Annotated in this window: 14 protein-coding genes; 4 read left to right on the forward strand and 10 right to left on the reverse strand. The window is 74.0% G+C overall.

The window, feature by feature from the left end:
* Positions 1–130 precede the first annotated feature (130 nt).
* Positions 131–943, forward strand: coding sequence for a sterol carrier family protein (locus ACFWXO_RS13305; RefSeq protein ID WP_380523817.1), 813 nt, complete (start codon positions 131–133; stop codon positions 941–943).
* Between the two features lie 20 nt (positions 944–963).
* Here the strand turns inward: ACFWXO_RS13305 and ACFWXO_RS13310 are convergent, their stop codons facing one another.
* Positions 964–1,671 carry a hypothetical protein gene (locus ACFWXO_RS13310; protein WP_380523819.1) on the reverse strand — a complete coding sequence of 236 codons (708 nt, stop codon included), beginning with the start codon at positions 1,669–1,671 and terminating at the stop codon, positions 964–966.
* Positions 1,672–1,753: 82 nt separating this feature from the next.
* Positions 1,754–2,536, reverse strand: a complete 783-nt coding sequence (locus tag ACFWXO_RS13315) for a DUF3152 domain-containing protein (RefSeq protein ID WP_380523820.1) — start codon at positions 2,534–2,536, stop codon at positions 1,754–1,756.
* A gap of 251 nt (positions 2,537–2,787) precedes the next feature.
* Here ACFWXO_RS13315 and ACFWXO_RS13320 point away from each other — a divergent pair, with 251 nt between their 5' ends.
* On the forward strand, positions 2,788–3,219 hold the full coding sequence (locus tag ACFWXO_RS13320) for a DUF3151 domain-containing protein (protein ID WP_380523822.1): 432 nt from the start codon (positions 2,788–2,790) through the stop codon (positions 3,217–3,219).
* A gap of 85 nt (positions 3,220–3,304) precedes the next feature.
* Here ACFWXO_RS13320 and fbaA read toward each other — a convergent pair whose 3' ends face one another.
* On the reverse strand, positions 3,305–4,327 hold the full coding sequence (fbaA, locus tag ACFWXO_RS13325; protein ID WP_375882760.1) for a class II fructose-bisphosphate aldolase: 1,023 nt from the start codon (positions 4,325–4,327) through the stop codon (positions 3,305–3,307).
* Between the two features lie 387 nt (positions 4,328–4,714).
* On the opposite strand from fbaA, the gene ACFWXO_RS13330 reads away from it, so the two are divergent.
* Positions 4,715–5,434: a DedA family protein gene (locus ACFWXO_RS13330; protein WP_380523824.1), complete on the forward strand. Its 720-nt coding sequence runs from the start codon at positions 4,715–4,717 to the stop codon at positions 5,432–5,434.
* Positions 5,435–5,572: 138 nt separating this feature from the next.
* Here the strand turns inward: ACFWXO_RS13330 and pyrE are convergent, their stop codons facing one another.
* From pyrE to ACFWXO_RS13360, 6 genes are all read right to left on the reverse strand, one after another.
* Positions 5,573–6,109, reverse strand: a complete 537-nt coding sequence (gene pyrE, locus ACFWXO_RS13335) for an orotate phosphoribosyltransferase (protein WP_375882755.1) — start codon at positions 6,107–6,109, stop codon at positions 5,573–5,575.
* Positions 6,110–6,152: 43 nt separating this feature from the next.
* Complete coding sequence (locus tag ACFWXO_RS13340; protein ID WP_380523826.1) at positions 6,153–7,250, reverse strand: hypothetical protein; 1,098 nt, start codon at positions 7,248–7,250, stop codon at positions 6,153–6,155.
* A 223-nt stretch (positions 7,251–7,473) separates the two neighbouring features.
* Entirely contained in the window at positions 7,474–9,117 is a 1,644-nt protein-coding gene (locus ACFWXO_RS13345; protein WP_380523828.1) for a polyamine aminopropyltransferase, read from the reverse strand.
* A 169-nt stretch (positions 9,118–9,286) separates the two neighbouring features.
* Positions 9,287–9,814: a DUF2617 family protein gene (locus tag ACFWXO_RS13350; protein WP_375882747.1), complete on the reverse strand. Its 528-nt coding sequence runs from the start codon at positions 9,812–9,814 to the stop codon at positions 9,287–9,289.
* 842 nt (positions 9,815–10,656) lie between these two features.
* Positions 10,657–11,817, reverse strand: coding sequence for a pyridoxal phosphate-dependent aminotransferase (locus ACFWXO_RS13355; protein WP_380523830.1), 1,161 nt, complete (start codon positions 11,815–11,817; stop codon positions 10,657–10,659).
* Between the two features lie 316 nt (positions 11,818–12,133).
* Positions 12,134–12,688, reverse strand: coding sequence for a YbjN domain-containing protein (locus tag ACFWXO_RS13360; RefSeq protein WP_375882741.1), 555 nt, complete (start codon positions 12,686–12,688; stop codon positions 12,134–12,136).
* A 335-nt stretch (positions 12,689–13,023) separates the two neighbouring features.
* Between ACFWXO_RS13360 and ACFWXO_RS13365 the strand changes: the two genes are divergently transcribed.
* The gene (locus ACFWXO_RS13365; RefSeq protein ID WP_380523832.1) at positions 13,024–13,323 is read left to right on the forward strand and encodes a helix-turn-helix domain-containing protein; all 300 of its coding nucleotides are present in this window, start codon (positions 13,024–13,026) and stop codon (positions 13,321–13,323) included.
* 126 nt (positions 13,324–13,449) lie between these two features.
* Here the strand turns inward: ACFWXO_RS13365 and clpB are convergent, their stop codons facing one another.
* A complete protein-coding gene (gene clpB, locus ACFWXO_RS13370; protein ID WP_375882735.1) occupies positions 13,450–16,056 on the reverse strand; it encodes an ATP-dependent chaperone ClpB in 2,607 nt (868 codons plus the stop codon).
* Positions 16,057–16,191 lie beyond the last annotated feature (135 nt).

Consider the following 16,191-nt stretch of genomic DNA (forward strand, 5'->3'; position numbering starts at 1 on the left):
CTCCCCCCCCGCGCGGCGTATCCCCCCCCCCCCCCCGGGGCCGCCTGCGCCGGGGGGGGCCCCCCGGGGGGGCGGGGGCGGCCCCCGCCCCCCCGCCCCCCCCCCCCCCCCCTCGGCGTATGTTGGCCCCATGCCCGCCAAGTCCCGTACGTACCAACCGCAGAAGGTCCGCGCCGCGCTGGCCGCCCAGACCGGGGCGCTGCGCGCCGCCGTGGCGGGCCTCGGCGACGAACAGCTGGACCTGCCGACCAGGTTGGGGGACTGGCGGGTGCGGGAGCTGCTCGCCCATCTGGCCGTCCAACTCGACTTCGTCCCCGCGCACCTGGACGATCCGCTCCAGGGGCGCCCGCCGCTCGACCTGCCGGGCTGGGTGGCGGCGGTCGGCACGGTGGCGCCGCTGCTGGACGAGCAGGCCCGGGACCGGGCCGCGGCGGACTTCGGCGGGGACGCGGCCGCCGTCGCGGCGGCCTTCGGGCGGGCCGCCGACGCGCTGACCGGTCTGCTGGCGAAGCCCGAAGCCGCCGACCCGGTACGGCGGTTCGAGATCCGGCTCGGCTCGATGACGCTCGCCGACATGCTGGTCACCAGGCTGGTGGAGACCGTCGTGCACGCCGACGACCTGGCCGACGCCCTCGGCGCCGCCGCGTTCCCGCACGAGCGCCAGGCCCTCGCCGCCGTCACCCGGCTGCTCGCCGACGCGCTGGCCGTCCGGGCCCCTGGCGGCGCGGTCGAGCTGCGGATCCCGCCGTACGCCGTCGTCCAGGCCGTCGAGGGCCCCCGGCACACCCGGGGCACCCCGCCGAACGTGGTCGAGACCGACCCGCTGACCTGGATCCGGCTGGCCACCGGCCGGCTGCCCTGGGCGGCGGCGGTGGCCGACCACCGGGTGTCCGCCTCGGGGGAGCGCAGCGACCTGGGGGCGTACCTGCCGGTGCTGGGGTAGCGGCCCGAACCGGACGCGTCCTAGTGCAGCTGGTCGACCAGGGCTGTGGCGGCCTTGCGCAGGGGTTCGCCGGTGAGGGCCTGGTCCGGCTCGCCGGTGCCGGGGTTCTGGGACAGCATCAGCACGATGTCGCCCTCGCCCTGGTGCGCGATCCGGGCGAGGGCCGCGGTTCCCTTGCTGCCGAGGATCCGGGTCTGGCCGGGGCCCGGCTGCTCGGTGGCGACCTGCTGGAGCTCGGCGACGGACAGCTCCGCGGCGCGCCGGATGCCCGGCAGGAGCATGTTGACGGCCACCCCGGACTGCGGGACGGCGAACAGTTCGAGGTCCAGCCGCGCCGTGCCGACCTGGTAGGCGCAGCTGACGTCGGCGTTCGGCGGAGTGGCCGGGATCGACGGCATGGTCGGCGGGTGGCTCGCGCCGGACGGCCACGGCTGCGGCGGCAGGCCGTCGCCGACGCTGCCCTGCACGGCGTGCCCGTCGTACTCGTGGTCCGGGGTGACGGTGCCGGGGATCCCGGCCGCCTGCAGCGCCTTGCCGAGGTCGAGGCCGAACGGGCAGGTGTCCTGCTTGTCCTGCTGGAGCTTCTCGGCGGTCGAGCGGACGGAGCCGTAGGACAGTGCGCCGGGCCCGGGGACGCCCCCGGTCGAGGACGAGCAGGCGGCGGCGCCGAGGGCGATCCCGGCGGCGGCGAACACGGCGGTGAGCTTTCGGCGGTGGGCAGCGGTCATGGTCGCAGGGTAGGCGCCGGGGGTCCCGGCCAACTGCCGATCAGGTCTCAACTCCGTTCCGAAGCGCGGCGCCGGACGCTCCTCAGGGCACGGCCGGGCCGCTCAGGTAGGTGCCCTCGGCGGAGTACGGCCAGGCGTTCGGCGTGCAGCCCTTGAGGCCGTAGATCTGCTGCATCATCGCGGGTGCGGGCTTGCCCGGGCCGGGGCAGGTCTCGTGGCCGTGGCCGATCCGGTGGCCGACCTCGTGATTGATGATCAGGGCCCGGTACTCGTCCAGCGGCCCGTCGAACTGGGGTGAACCGGTGTTCCAGCGCTTGGAGTTGACGAGCACCTGGTTGCCGACGTTGCAGTTCACCTCGCCGTGGGTGTCCAGGCCGGAGGCGCCGCAGATCTTGTCGACGGTTGCCGGGGAGGCGATCTTCACGGTGAAGTCGTAGGAGCCGCCGGCGACCAGCTGGAAGGCGTTCTTGCGGTCGTTGGTCCAGCCGCGGCGGTCGCCCAGGAAGCCGTGGATCTGCGCGGCGGCGGAGGCGGCGTCGATGCCGATGCCGTCCTCGACCTCCACCCGGTAGCGGCGCACGGTGCCGCGCCCGACCGCCTTGGCGTTGGCGGGGGCGGTGCTGAACGTGCCCGAGCCCTTGGTGGGGCCGGGGTCCGGGGCGGTGGGCGTCGGCGTGGGCGTGGGCGTCGGGGTGTTCACCGGGGTCGGGGTGGGGGCCGCCGACGGGGTGCCGGGTGCCTGTTCGGCGGGCGGGGCGAGCCGGGCCTGGGCGGAGGCGGCGGGGGCCGGGGCGTCCGGGGAGCGCTCCAGGGCGAAGGCCGCGGCGCCCAGCAGCAGCACGGAGGCCACCAATGCCGTGAGCATGCCAGGTCCGATCCGGCGGGATGCCCGGCGACGGCGTCTGCTGCGAGCGTTCTTGGACTGAGTGGCTCGCCGGCGGGCGGATCTGGCTGCGGGCACGCGCCACACCCTGACATGGCGAACGGGTGAATGTCCATATACCCGGTATGCAACCTTCGGGGCCCGTCGTGCGTTGGGCGGCGCTCGTCGGGCCGGCGGGCGGCCGATCACCGGGGGGCGGTTGACCCCAGGGCCCCGAATGGCAGACTGCACCCATGGCGATCCACAGGAATCTTCTCGACGGCCCCGAACCGACCCTGCTGCCCGAGGACGAGCAGCCCTACCGGATGCTGGCGGAGGAGTCCGCCTCACCGACCCAGGTGGCCGCGGAGTTCCCGACCTTCTGCCTCGCCTGGGCCATGCTCGCCGACGACGCCTACGCCGCCGGCCGGTACGTCGAGTCGTACGCCTACGCCCGCACCGGCTACCACCGGGGCCTCGACGCGCTGCGCCGCAACGGCTGGAAGGGCCACGGCCCGGTGCCGTGGGAGCACCGCGGCAACCGCGGCTTCCTGCGCTGCCTGGCGGCGCTCGCCCGGGCGGCCGGCGCGATCAAGGAGACCGAGGAGGAGGCCCGCTGCTGGCAGTTCCTCAAGGACAGCAGCGCGGAGGCGTACGCGGAGCTCAAGCAGTCGACCGAGCTGTAGGCACCCCGACGGTGTGACCGTGCCCCCGGCGGACGATCCACCGGGGGCACTCAGCACTCCGGGCGCCGGTCGTGCCGGCCGCCGGTTACTTCAGGCGCTTGCCGGCCGAGCGCAGCTGCTCGGCGGCCTCGCGCACGCGGGCGGCCATGCCGGCCTCGGCCAGCTTGCCCCAGGTGCGGGGGTCGTAGGTGTTCTTCTTGCCGACCTCGCCGTCGACCTTCAGCACGCCGTCGTAGTTGGCGAACATGTGGCCGGCCACCGGGCGGGTGAAGGCGTACTGGGTGTCGGTGTCCAGGTTCATCTTCACGACGCCGTTCTCCAGCGCGGTGGCGATCTCCTCGGTGGTCGAGCCCGAGCCGCCGTGGAAGACGAAGTCGAACGGGTCGGTCCGGCCGTACTGCTTGCCGATCGCGTCCTGCAGCTCGCGCAGCAGCTCCGGCTTGAGCACGACGTTGCCCGGCTTGTACACGCCGTGCACGTTGCCGAAGGAGGCGGCCAGCAGGTAGCGGCCCTTCTCGCCCAGGCCCAGCGCCTCGGCGGTGCGCACCGCGTCGTTGACGGTGGTGTACAGCTCGTCGTTGATCTCGTGGGTGACGCCGTCCTCCTCGCCGCCGGTCGGGGTGATCTCGACCTCAAGGATGATCTTGGCGGCGGCGGCCTGGGCCAGCAGCTCCTGGGCGATCTCCAGGTTGTCGGCGAGGGTCTCGGCCGAGCCGTCCCACATGTGCGACTGGAACAGCGGGTTCTGGCCCTTGGCCACGCGCTCGGCGGAGACCGCCAGCAGCGGGCGGACGTAGCCGTCCAGCTTGTCCTTCGGGCAGTGGTCGGTGTGCAGCGCGACGGTGATGTCGTACTTGGCGGCGACGATGTGGGCGAACTCGGCGAGCGCGACCGCGCCGGTGACCATGTCCTTGCTGTGCTGGCCGCCCAGGAACTCCGCGCCACCGGTCGAGATCTGGATGATGCCGTCGCTCTCGGCCTCGGCGAAACCGCGCAGCGCGGCGTGCAGGGTCTGCGACGAAGTGACGTTGATGGCCGGGTAGGCGAACTTGCCCGCCTTGGCCCGGTCCAGCATCTCGTTGTAGACCTCGGGAGTTGCGATGGGCATGCGATCCGCTCCTGTCGGGTTGCGGCGTACGGACGGTGCTGTCCGACGCTGTGTACGCCTTCGTGACGACTCCGTGCCGGCCCGCCGACGCGCGGCGCTGCGGTGTGGCTCTCCGGCACCAAGGTTCGAGGCGACCTCCGCGGTACGGCCATGAGGGTGGTGGGCCGCTGCGGACCGGACGCCGGTGTCATCTTCCCAGACTCGTGCCCGCAGGTCAGCAGGAGCCCGTCTGTCGGGACGGCGTACCGGACGGCGCGGCCGGAACTCGTCGGCGGTTCCGCGCCCACCGGCCCGGTCCGCGCTCCCGGTCGGCGCTCCCGGTGCACGCTCCCGGTCCGCGGCCTCGGCCGGACGTCACCGGAAAGGTACGCCCGCTATCCTGCGCCCGTGGACTACAACCAGCTGGCCGTCAACGTGCTCGACGCCAAATCCCTGATCTCGTCCCTCGGCGCCATCGGGCTGATCGCGATCATCTTCGCGGAGACCGGCCTGCTGGTCGGCTTCTTCTTCCCGGGTGACTCGCTGCTGATCCTGGCGGGCGTGGCCGCCTCGAACGCGGCCTCCTCGGTGCTCGGCGACGGTGCGAAGCTGCCGATCGCCGTGCTGCTCGTGGGCTGCCCGATCGCGGCGATCGCCGGTGCCCAGCTGGGGCACCTGATCGGTGTCAAGGTCGGACCGAGGATGTTCGACAAGCCCGAATCGAAGATCTTCCGCCGCGAGTACGTGGTGAAGGCGGAGGAGTACTTCAACAAGTTCGGCTCGGGCAAGGCCGTGGTGCTGGCCCGCTTCATGCCGATCATCCGGACCTTCCTGAACCCGGTGGCCGGCACCCTGGAGATGCCCGCGAAGACCTTCTTCGTGTGGAACGTCGTCGGCGGCGTGCTCTGGACCGAGTCCATGCTGCTGATCGGCTACTTCTTCGGCGACGCGCTCGCCCCGGTGATCGACAAGTACCTGATCCCGGCCGTGCTGCTGATCGTGCTGCTGTCGGTCTCGCCGATCCTGGTCGAGGTCGTGCGGGAGCGCCGCAAGAAGAAGGCCGGCATCGTCGAGGCCCCGGCCGGCGACGCGGTGCAGAGCGGCAGCGGGCGGCACCGCCGCGGCTGAGGCGGTGCGGCGTACGGCTGCACGGCGCGTACGGCTGCACGGCTTCACGGTGCAGTGACGGAGGGCCGGGCCCCGTTCCACGTGGTTTCACGTGAAACAGGGCCCGGCCCTCGGTGTTGCCCGGGGTGCCCGTACGGGTCAGAGACCCAGGTCGTCCAGGTCGTACGCGGTCACGTACTCCAGGCCCTGCTCCGCGATCGCGGCCGCGCCACCGCGCTCGACGATCACCGCGACGCCGACCACCTCGGCGCCCGCCTCGCGCAGCGCCTCGACGGCGGTCAGCACCGAGCCACCGGTGGTGGAGGTGTCCTCGACCGCCAGCACCCGGCGGCCCTTCACCTCGGGGCCCTCGATCCGGCGCTGCAGGCCGTGCGCCTTGCCCGCCTTGCGGACCACGAAGGCGTCCAGCTTCTGCCCGCGCGCGGCGGCGGCGTGCAGCATCGAGGCCGCCACCGGGTCGGCGCCCAGGGTCAGGCCGCCGACGGCGTCGTACTCCAGGTGGGAGGTCGCGTCCAGCATCACCCGGCCGACCAGCGGGGCGGCCTCGCCGTCCAGCGTGATCCGGCGCAGGTCGACGTAGTAGTCGGCCTCCTTGCCGGAGGAAAGGGTGACCTTGCCGTGCACGACGGCCTTGTCCTTGATCTGTGCCAGCAGGGCGTCGCGGTCGTTGCTCATGAGCGTTCAGTCTAGGCCCTGACGGCCTGCGGGGCGCTCGCGGCTAGCGCCGGCGCAGCGCCCTGACCAGCACCACGGCGCCGCCCAGCAGGGCCACCGAGCCGCCGATCACCCACGGCACCGCACTGCGGCCGCCCGCGCCCGGCACCACGATGCCACCGGCCTCGCCGCCCCAGCGGGACGCCGCCCGGGCCCGCGCGCTGCGGGCCGGCAGCGCCGGGGCGTACCGGCCGCGCGGCGGGGCGTGGTCCACCTCCTCGGCCGAACGGCCGACGATGCTGCGGCGGACCGGGCCGGAGAGCTCCGGCTCGTCCTCGTAGGCGAAGAGCGGCTCGACCGGGAGCTCCTCGGCGACCCCGTCCTGCGGACCGCCGGTGCCGGCCTCGGCGGCGTCGCCGTCGCCGCGCTCGTCGATGTCGTCCTCGCCGTCGTTGTCGTCGTCGGCGGCGGAGCCGGTGGGGAGGCCGAAACGCTCGGCATCGGCGTCGGAGAAGGCGATCAGGTCGGAGAGGTCGTCGTCCAGGTCGTCGCCGGGCTGGTCCTGGCGGTCCTCGATGAACACCACCTCGGCGTCCGTCCCGGTGACCGTCCCGTCGTCCGTCCCGGCGTCGGCCTCGTCCGAGGGCTCCGACCCGGCCTCGTCCGCGGCCTTGTCCGCGGCCTCGTCGGCGAGCTCCTCGTCGCCGACGGCCGGGGCGTCCGGGGAGGTGAGCGCGAGGGCGAAGCGCTCCAGCAGACGGCGGCCGACGGCGTCGAGGGTCTCGGCGTCGAACTCGGTCAGCCGGCCGGTGGCGCTCAGGTCGCCGGTGAAGCGGACCGTCGCGGTGCCGTCCTCGGCACCCTCCGCGACGCTCACCCGTACGGTGGCGGTCGCCTCGCCGCTGCCCCGGGCCTCCTCGCCCTCGGCCAGCACGGTCAGCACACCGCCCCGGCCCTCGATCAGCGACAGCACGCCCTTGTAGGTGATCGTGGAGCCGCCGATCCGCAGTTTCAGCCGCCCGCCGATCTCCTCGGCCGGCCCGGTCCCGACCGCCGCCGGCTCGGTGCTCAGACCCGGCACGCTCCGCGCCAGCAGCGCCGGATCCTGCAAGGCCTGCCGCACCAGCTCTGCGGACATCGGGACGACAACCTCATGCTCCATGCCACGGAGCCTACCGACTGGGCCCCGCCCGGTCCCCACCCACCACCGCCCGACTTTCCCCGGCCCGCCCCCGCCCGCCCGGGCTCCGGGGCGTGTCCCGCGCCCGTTCGCCCGGTCGGCCCGTCCGCTCCCGGCCCGGGGCCCCGGAGCCGCTTCGTGCGCGGCGCGGTGCACCGCTCGGACGTGGGCCCGACCGGGTGCACCGCCGAGGTCGGCCGCCGGGTCAGCGCGGTGCCAGCAGGGTGAGGGGGGCCGGGGGGCGGGGTGGGCGGAGGGCGGTGAGGCGGGTGGTCGAGGCGCGGAGGGTGTCGGGGGTGAGGGCCCGGGGTGGTGGGGCGTCGGGGGCGAGGGTGAGCGGGGGCGGGGTGGCGGCGGCGAGCAGGAAGTCCTGGGCGGCGTCCGGCGGGCCCGGGCGGCAGCCGGCGGTGGCGCTGCCGTCGACCGCGTACGGGGCGGTCCGCAGCCCGACCGCGCGGAGGCCGGACTCGATCTGCCAGAGGCCGTCCCCGCCGCCCCCGCCTTCCCCGCCGGCGCGGACGGCGATCCGGCCGCCGGGGGCCAGCAGCCGGGCGGCGAGGCCGTAGAACTCCTGGGAGTGGAACTTGACCGGGCCGCCGTCCGAGGGGGCGGGCAGGTCGGCGAGCACCACGTCGTACTCCTCGTCGGGTGCGCCGCGCAGCCAGGCCAGCGGGTCGGCGGCGATGCTGCGGACCCTGGGGTCGTCCAGGGCGTGGCCGTCGAGGGCGGCGAGGCCGGGGTCGGTGCGGGCGAGCCGGGGGAGCGCCGGGTCGGCGTCGACGAGGCGGACGGAGCGGACGCCGCGGTGCCGCAGCACCTCCCGCAGGGCGAGGCCGTCGCCGCCGCCGAGCAGCAGGACCCGGGCGTCGGGGCCGGCGGCCATGGCCGGGTGGACGAGGCCTTCGCTGCCCCGGTACTCGTCGGGCCCGCAGACCGCGAGCCGTCCGTCGAGGTAGAGCCGGAGCGGGCCCTCGGCGGGGCCGGTGAGCACGATCTCCTGGTACCGGCTGCGGGTGGCGTAGCGGACCTGGTCGCCGTAGAGGGCGTGCCGGGCGGCGCGTTCGATCGGGTCGGAGCCGACGGCGGCCGCGGCGAGCAGGGCGAGGACGAGGGCGCAGCCGGCCCAGAGCAGCCGTCGTATCCGGGGGGCGGGTTCCTCGCGGAAGAGCCAGAGCACCACGGCGGCCCCGGCGACGGCGTTGACCGCCCCGGTGAGCAGGGCGCCGTCGCCGGGGCCGAGCAGGGGGAGGATCAGGAACGGGAAGGCGAGGCCGCCGATCAGCGCGCCCACGTAGTCGGCGGCGAAGAGGTCGGCGACGGCGCGTCCGGCGTCCTCGCGCCGGATGCGTTGGATGAGGGTCATCAGCAGCGGGATCTCGGCGCCGATGAGGATGCCGATGAGGCAGGTGAGGATGACCATCGCGGCCTGGTAGCGGCCGATCCAGGCCCAGCAGGAGTACAGGGCGAGGACGGAGAGCCCGCCGGTGAGGGCGAGGGCGCACTCGACGAGGGCGAAGGCGGTCGCGGGCCGGCGGGTGAGCCGTTTGGCGAGCAGGGAGCCGAGGCCCATCGCGAAGACCATGACGGAGAGCACCACGGAGGTCTGGGTGACGGTGTCCCCGAGCAGGTAGTCGCCGAGCGCCACGAGTTCGAGCTCGTAGACGAGTCCGCAGGCCGCGCAGACGAACGCGGCCAGCAGGACGGTCAGCCGGGCGAGCCGGGGGCGGGAGCGCAGCCGGGAGCGACGGCGGGCGGGCAGGGGGGTGAGGCTTCGCCCGGGCCGGGGTGGGGTGCCGTCGTCGAGGTCCACTCGCGGGCGTGCGGGCGGACCGGCCGGATGGTTGATCACGAACAAACGCTAGGGGACGTGCGGGACGGATCGCTGCGCCCATCCGACGGACAGCGGGAGCCCTCGGATTGACGAATCGTTCCTGCGTACGATTCGTAGGCCTGTGCCGGGTGGCATATGACCGGTTCGGTGCTGCCGGACGGGCTGCTGGTGCCCGGCGGGTGGGCTGTCACGGCCCCGGCACCACCAGCGAGGAACGGGTGCAGACCAGCTGCCCCTCCTGCGGGTAGGCGTGCCAGGTCCGCCAGAGCAGCCGGTCGGTGCCGCCCTGGGTGACCAGGGCGGTGAAGGCGCTCGGGTCGCCCGGGAAGACCCCGGCGAGACCGCGCGGGTGCCCCTCGACCAGGGCCAGCAGCTCCTGGGCGCGGGCCGCGAAGTCGTGCGGGGGCAGGGCCTCGATGCGGGCGGCGAACTCGTACTCCCAGCCGCCGACCTGCTTGGCCACCCGGGCCGGCAGCGGGGTGCGGCGGCCGGGCATGCAGGCGACGGTCTCCAGGCAGTCTCCGGGGCCGGCCGAGATCACCACCTGGTGCGAGGCGCCCAGCAGCCGCAGCTGGAGGGTGCCGGGGGTTCCGGGGCGGCCGCCGTCGAGTCTCAGGTCGCGGACGGCGAGAGCGGGCAGCGGGTCGCCGCCGAGGCACCAGGCCAGGTCACCGGCGCGGGTGTCCGTGTAGGAGGTCTGCAGTGTGGTGAGCATGCTCGGCTCCGCGTTTCAGCTCCGTGCGCGCCCGCCGAGCAGCAGCGAGTAGGCCTAGGCGATGGCGAGGCTGTTCGTGGCTGTGCGGCCCTGGGCGCGGCCGACCGTGGAAGGAAGGATTCCGGCTGGAGATTCAGCAGCAGAGAAGCATGAATACGCCGGGTCCGTCGGTGATTTACCCATCTTTGTCAAGCATTCACCGTTTCGAGCACACCTGCTTCCCGGCTCTGATCGACCCGGTGTGCGACTCTGCACAGCGCGCGCCCCTGTCACCGGCCCGTGCGCCGTGTGCGCCGGTCGTGCGCTCTTCACGCGCATCATGCGCCGCCGCCCGCCCCACGGGATGTGCGGGCGGGTCTCCGGGTGTGCCCGACAGGCTGTGAGGCCTGCCTGACGGGCAGCAAAGGAGCATGCCACCCAGGGGAGTTGGGGGTCGAATCAGCATGTTCGGCGGGCCAGAATTGGTCCCTGTCCAAGGGGGCGCGCAAAACGAAACGCGCGCCCCATGTGCGCAACGGGCCCCCGGAACCCTCCGCTCCCTTTGCAGAAACCGCTCTCCGGCGGGCTAGGCGGCGCCGCGCGGACCGGACGGGGCCGCCGAGCGGAGCCGTCGGCGGATCAACTCACGTGCGAGCAGGGCATGTTCATCGCACGGGCGGCTGCGGGGGGCACGCACGGGGGGCGGGAGGGCATTCCGCCGCCCGGCATTCCGCACTTCGTGCCCGGCTTCGTGCCCGGCTTCGTGCCCGGCTTCGTGCCCGGGTGGGACGTCGGCGGCTTCTTCCGGTTCTTCCGGATTCCGCACGGCACCAGATGCGCCGCCGACGTCGACCGGCGGTCGCTCAGAGCCGCCGCAGGCGGTCGACGGCCTCCTGGAGGACCTCGTCCTTCTTGCAGAAGGTGAACCGGACCAGGCTGCGCCCGGCGTCCGGGTCGTCGTAGAAGACGGCGTTGGGGATGGCGACGACGCCGCAGCGCTCCGGGAGGGCGCGGCAGAAGTCGATGCCGTCCTTCTCCCCGAGCGGGGTGATGTCGGTGGTGACGAAGTACGTGCCCTCGGGGGTGAAGGCGCGGAAGCCGGCCGCGGTGAGCCCGTCGAGCAGGAGGTCGCGCTTGCGGCGCAGGTCGGTGCGCAGGGTGTCGAAGTAGCCGTCGGGCAGGCGCAGGGCCTCGGCGACGGCGTACTGGAAGGGGCCGGCGCTGACGTAGGTGAGGTACTGCTTGGCGGTGCGCACGGCGGCGACCAGGGCGGGGCTCGCGGTGACCCAGCCGACCTTCCAGCCGGTGAAGGAGAAGGTCTTGCCGGCCGAGGAGATGGTGACGGTGCGCTCGCGCATGCCGGGGAGGGCGGCGAGGGGGTGGTGGGTGGCGCCGAAGACCAGGTGCTCGTACACCTCGTCGGTGATCACCAGGAGGTCGTGCTCGATCGCGAGGGCGGCGATGCCGGCCAGCTCCTCGGCGGTGAGGACGGTGCCGGTCGGGTTGTGCGGGGTGTTGATCAGCAGCAGCCGGGTGCGCGGGTTGATCAGGGCGCGCAGTTCGTCCAGGTCGGGGCGGAAGTGCGGGGCCCGGAGGGTGAGCGGGCGGCGGACGGCTCCGGCCATGGCGATGCAGGCGGCGTAGGAGTCGTAGAAGGGTTCGAGGGCGATCACCTCGTCGCCGGGCTCCAGCAGGGCGAGCAGGGCGGCGGCGATGGCCTCGGTGGCTCCGGCGGTGACCAGGACCTCGGTGTCGGGGTCGTACGCGAGGCCGTGGAAGCGCTGCTGGTGCTCGGCGATGGCCTGCCGAAGCTCGGGGATGCCGGGGCCGGGCGGGTACTGGTTGCCGCGGCCCTCGCGCAGGGCCCGGACGGCCGCCTCGCGGACCTCCTCGGGCCCGTCGGTGTCGGGGAAGCCCTGGCCGAGGTTGATCGAGCCGGTGGCCGTGGCCAGGGCGGACATCTCGGCGAAGATCGTCGTCCCCATCCCGGCAAGTCGGCGGTTCAGCAGCGGCCTGGTACCCATCGGTGGCTCCTCACGGCTCGTCGTCAGGGCCATCCTGGGGCAGTCGGGGGCCGGGGACAAGGATGGCCCGGCGGCCGGGAGGCGCGGGGAGGGTACGGGAACGGGCCGGGGGGGGCCGCCGGGGGGGGGGGGCGGGGGCGGGGGGGCGGGGGGGGGGGGGCGCGGGGGGGCGGGGCGGCGCCCCCCCGCGCGCGCCCGCCCCGCCCCCGCGCGCGCCCCGGGCGGGCGCGGGGGCGCGTGCGCGGCGCCGCGCCGCGCGCCCGCCCCGCCCCCCCCCGCGCGCCCCGCCCCGCAGGGGTGTGTGCCGGGGCCTCGGTCAGGCCTCCTCGCCGCCCTCGCTGTCGCCGTCCTCGCCCTCGATCTCGTTCTGCAGGCCGAGGCGCTCGACGATCCACTGCTCGAAGCCGACCGCGGCCTGGGTCCAGTTCGCGGTGGTGGTGACGAAGTAGTCCAGGTTGACGCCGTTGCCGACGATCATCTGGACCTCGCCGATCAGGCGGACCACGCCGTCCTCGTGGGTGTGGGTGTACACCTTGGGCCAGAGGGTCTCGCGGTTCCACTCGTCGATCAGGTCGAGGATCTCGCCCTTCTTCTCCAGCGGGTACGCGCGGTCGTAGAAGGCACGGACCGCGAAGAGCTCCTTCTGCTCGCCGCGGAACATGTAGTAGACGCGGAAACCCTCCCAGGGGGCGGTGAGGTCGCCCTCCTCGTCCACGACGTGCTTGAGCTGCATCTGGTCGAGCAGCTGGGCGACCAGGGCCTGGTCCGGGACGACGATCGGCGGAGGGCCGGCCGGTCGGCCACCCTGGCCACCGGGCTGGCCGCCCTGGGGCACGCCGAACGACGGGATGGACGACGGGTCGATGCTCATGGGGGGTCCCTCTTCCTCAGTGCACGTGGTGGCCGGCAATGAGAGGCCGCCCTTTCCACCTCCCATCCTGCCTCATCCGGGGCTCCGCTCACAGGGGCGGCGGGGGCGCGTCGATCTTCGTCACGGGGGGTCCGGGGGCCTCCGTCACGCACGGTGCCCGGGGTGCGGCGGCCTCGTCGCACGCCCGGCGCGCGCGTGAGCCAAGTCACGCGCCCGGCGCCCGGGTTCGCCTGCCGTACGCGCCGGATGCGGTTAGCGTGCGACGGAACTGGCCCGGGGCAAAGGCCTTTCCTCCCGGGCGAGTTGAGACGTTTTGGACCGAAGGGGGAACGGGGATGGAGCGTACGGTGACGGGGGAGGGCGCCTCGCTCGGGGCGTTGCTGCGGAACATCCGGCTGGACCGGGGGATGACGCAGGAGCAGTTGGGGGAGGCCTCGGGGCTGAGCGTGCGGTCGATCCGCGACCTGGAGCGGGGGGTGTCCTGCCCGCGGGTGTCCACCCTGCGGCTGCTCACCCAGACCTGGAGCCTCCCGGAGTCCCAGGGCGCCGAGCTGCACCGGATGGCCCGCGCCTGGCGGGACCGCACGCGGCGGGAGCAGCGGGCCCCGGGGACCGAGCGGGTGCCGGGGTACTGAGCGGGTGCCGGGGCGCCGGGGTACTGGGGCGGGTGCCCGGCGGCCGCCCCCTCGCGCGGGCGGGGGGACGGCCGTGGGCCGGCGGCGCCGGTGACGGGCGGTGCCGGTGACGGGCGGGGCCGGCGGTTACTTCTCCAGCGGGCCCCGGCCGCGGACGGTGAGCCGGTCGCCCTCCTCGTCCCGCTCGACCAGGACGGTGTCCCCGTCGTGCACCTGGCCGGAGAGGATCGCCCGGGCGAGCTGGTCGCCGATCGCGGACTGCACCAGTCGGCGCAGCGGGCGGGCGCCGTACGCCGGGTCGTACCCGGTGAGCGCCAGCCAGTCGCGGGCCGCCGCGGAGACCTCCAGGGTGAGCCGCCGCTCGCGCAGCCGCTCGGCGAGGCGGGCGACCTGGAGGTCGACGATCCGGCTGAGCTCGGCGGTGCCCAGCGGGTCGAAGACCACGATGTCGTCCAGCCGGTTGAGGAACTCCGGCTTGAACGCGGCCCGGACGGCGTCCAGCACCAGGGCCTTCTTCCGGTCCTCCGGGGTGGCCGGGTCGACGAGGTGGTGCGAGCCCAGGTTGGAGGTGAGGATCAGGATCGCGTTGCGGAAGTCCACCGTGCGGCCCTGGCCGTCGGTGAGCCGGCCGTCGTCCAGCACCTGGAGCAGCACGTCGAAGACCTCGGGGTGGGCCTTCTCCACCTCGTCCAGCAGCACCACGCTGTACGGGCGGCGGCGGACCGCCTCGGTGAGCTGGCCGCCCTCCTCGTAGCCGACGTACCCGGGCGGGGCGCCGACCAGGCGGGAGACCGAGTGCTTCTCGCCGTACTCGCTCATGTCGATCCGGACCATCGCCCGCTCGTCGTCGAAGAGGAAGTCGGCCAGGGCCTTGGCGAGTTCGGTCTTGCCGACGCCCGTCGGGCCGAGGAACAGGAAGGAGCCGGTCGGGCGGTCCGGGTCGGCGATGCCCGAGCGGGTGCGCCGCACCGCGTCCGAGACGGCCTGCACCGCCTCCGCCTGGCCGATCAGGCGCCGGCCCAACTCCTCCTCCATGCGCAGGAGTTTGGCGCTCTCGCCCTCCAGCAGCCGGCCGGCCGGGATGCCCGTCCAGGAGGCGACCACGTCGGCCACGTCGTCCGGGCCGACCTCCTCCTTGACCATCGAGGCGGAGGCGTCCTGGTCCGCGGCGCGTTCCTGGGCCTCGGTGAGCTCGGTCTCGGCGGCCGGGATCTCGGCGTACATCAGCTTGGACGCCCGCTCGAAGTCCCCGTCGCGCTGGGCCCGTTCGAGCGCGCCGTGCAGGCCCTCCAGCCGCTCCTTGAGCTCGCCGACCCGGTTGAGGCTCTTCTTCTCCTGCTCCCAGCGCGCCGTCAGCACGCTCAACTGCTCGTTCTTGTCGGCGAGATCGCGCCGCAGCCGGGCGAGGCGGTCGACCGAGGCCGGGTCCGACTCCTTCTCCAGGGCCAGCTCCTCCATCCGCAACCGGTCGACGGAGCGCTGGAGTTCGTCGATCTCGACCGGGGAGGAGTCGATCTCCATCCGGAGCCGGGAGGCCGCCTCGTCGACCAGGTCGATCGCCTTGTCGGGCAGGAAGCGGGAGGTGATGTAGCGGTTGGACAGGGTGGCCGCGGCGACCAGGGCGGCGTCCGAGATCTGCACCTTGTGGTGCGCCTCGTACCGGCCCTTGAGGCCGCGCAGGATGGCGATCGAGTCCTCGACGCTGGGCTCGCCGACCAGCACCTGCTGGAAGCGGCGCTCCAGGGCCGGGTCCTTCTCGATCCGCTCGCGGTACTCGTCCAGCGTGGTGGCGCCGACCATCCGCAGCTCGCCGCGGGCCAGCATCGGCTTGAGCATGTTGCCCGCGTCCATCGCGGAGTCGCCGCCGGCGCCCGCGCCGACCATGGTGTGCAGCTCGTCGATGAACGTGACGACCTGGCCGTCGGAGGACTTGATGTCGTTCAGGACGGCCTTCAAGCGCTCCTCGAACTCGCCGCGGAACTTGGCGCCGGCCACCATCGCGCTGAGGTCCAGCGAGACCAGCCGCTTGCCGCGCAGCGACTCCGGTACGTCACCGGCCACGATCCGCTGGGCCAGGCCCTCGACCACGGCCGTCTTGCCGACGCCGGGCTCGCCGATCAGCACCGGGTTGTTCTTCGTCCGGCGGGAGAGCACCTGGACCACCCGGCGGATCTCGTGGTCCCGGCCGATCACCGGGTCGAGCTTGCCGTCCCGGGCGGCCTGGGTGAGGTCGGTGCCGTACTTCTCCAGGGCCTTGTAGGTGCCCTCCGGATCCGGCGACGTCACCCGGCCGCTGCCGCGGACGTCCTTGAAGGCGGCGAGCAGCGCCTTGGGCGTCGCGCCCTGCTGCGCCAGCAGCTCGGCGACCGCCCCGCCCTCGGCGGCCAGGCCGACCAGCAGGTGCTCGGTGGAGACGTACTGGTCGTCCAGGTCGTCCGCGCGGCGGCCGGCCTCGGTGAGCACGGCCAGGGTGTCTCGGGCCAGTTGCGGGGCGGAGACCGTCGAGCCCGTCGCGCTGGGCAGTGCCGTCAGCTGGCGGCGCGCCTCGGCGTCGACCCGGCCGGGGGCCGCCCCGACCGCCTCCAGCAGGGGCCGGGCGATGCCCTCGGGCTGCTCCAGCAGGGCGATCAGGATGTGCACCGGCCTGACGTCCGGATTGCCTGCGCCGCCCGCCTGCCGGATCGCGGCGGACAGGGCGTCCTGGGTCTTGGTGGTGAACTTGCTCGCGTCCACTGCTGGGGGATCCTCCCTCGTCGTCCTTCACTGCTGCTGGGTACAGCATGCACTAAGTTGAGTGTACTCCGCTCAACTTTCGGGCGAAGGCTTCTCGCGGAGCCGGAGCCTGGGGTCTGGGGTCTGGGGCCCTGC

It is taken from the genome of Kitasatospora sp. NPDC059088, assembly GCF_042738155.1.
GTDB lineage: Bacteria > Actinomycetota > Actinomycetes > Streptomycetales > Streptomycetaceae > Kitasatospora.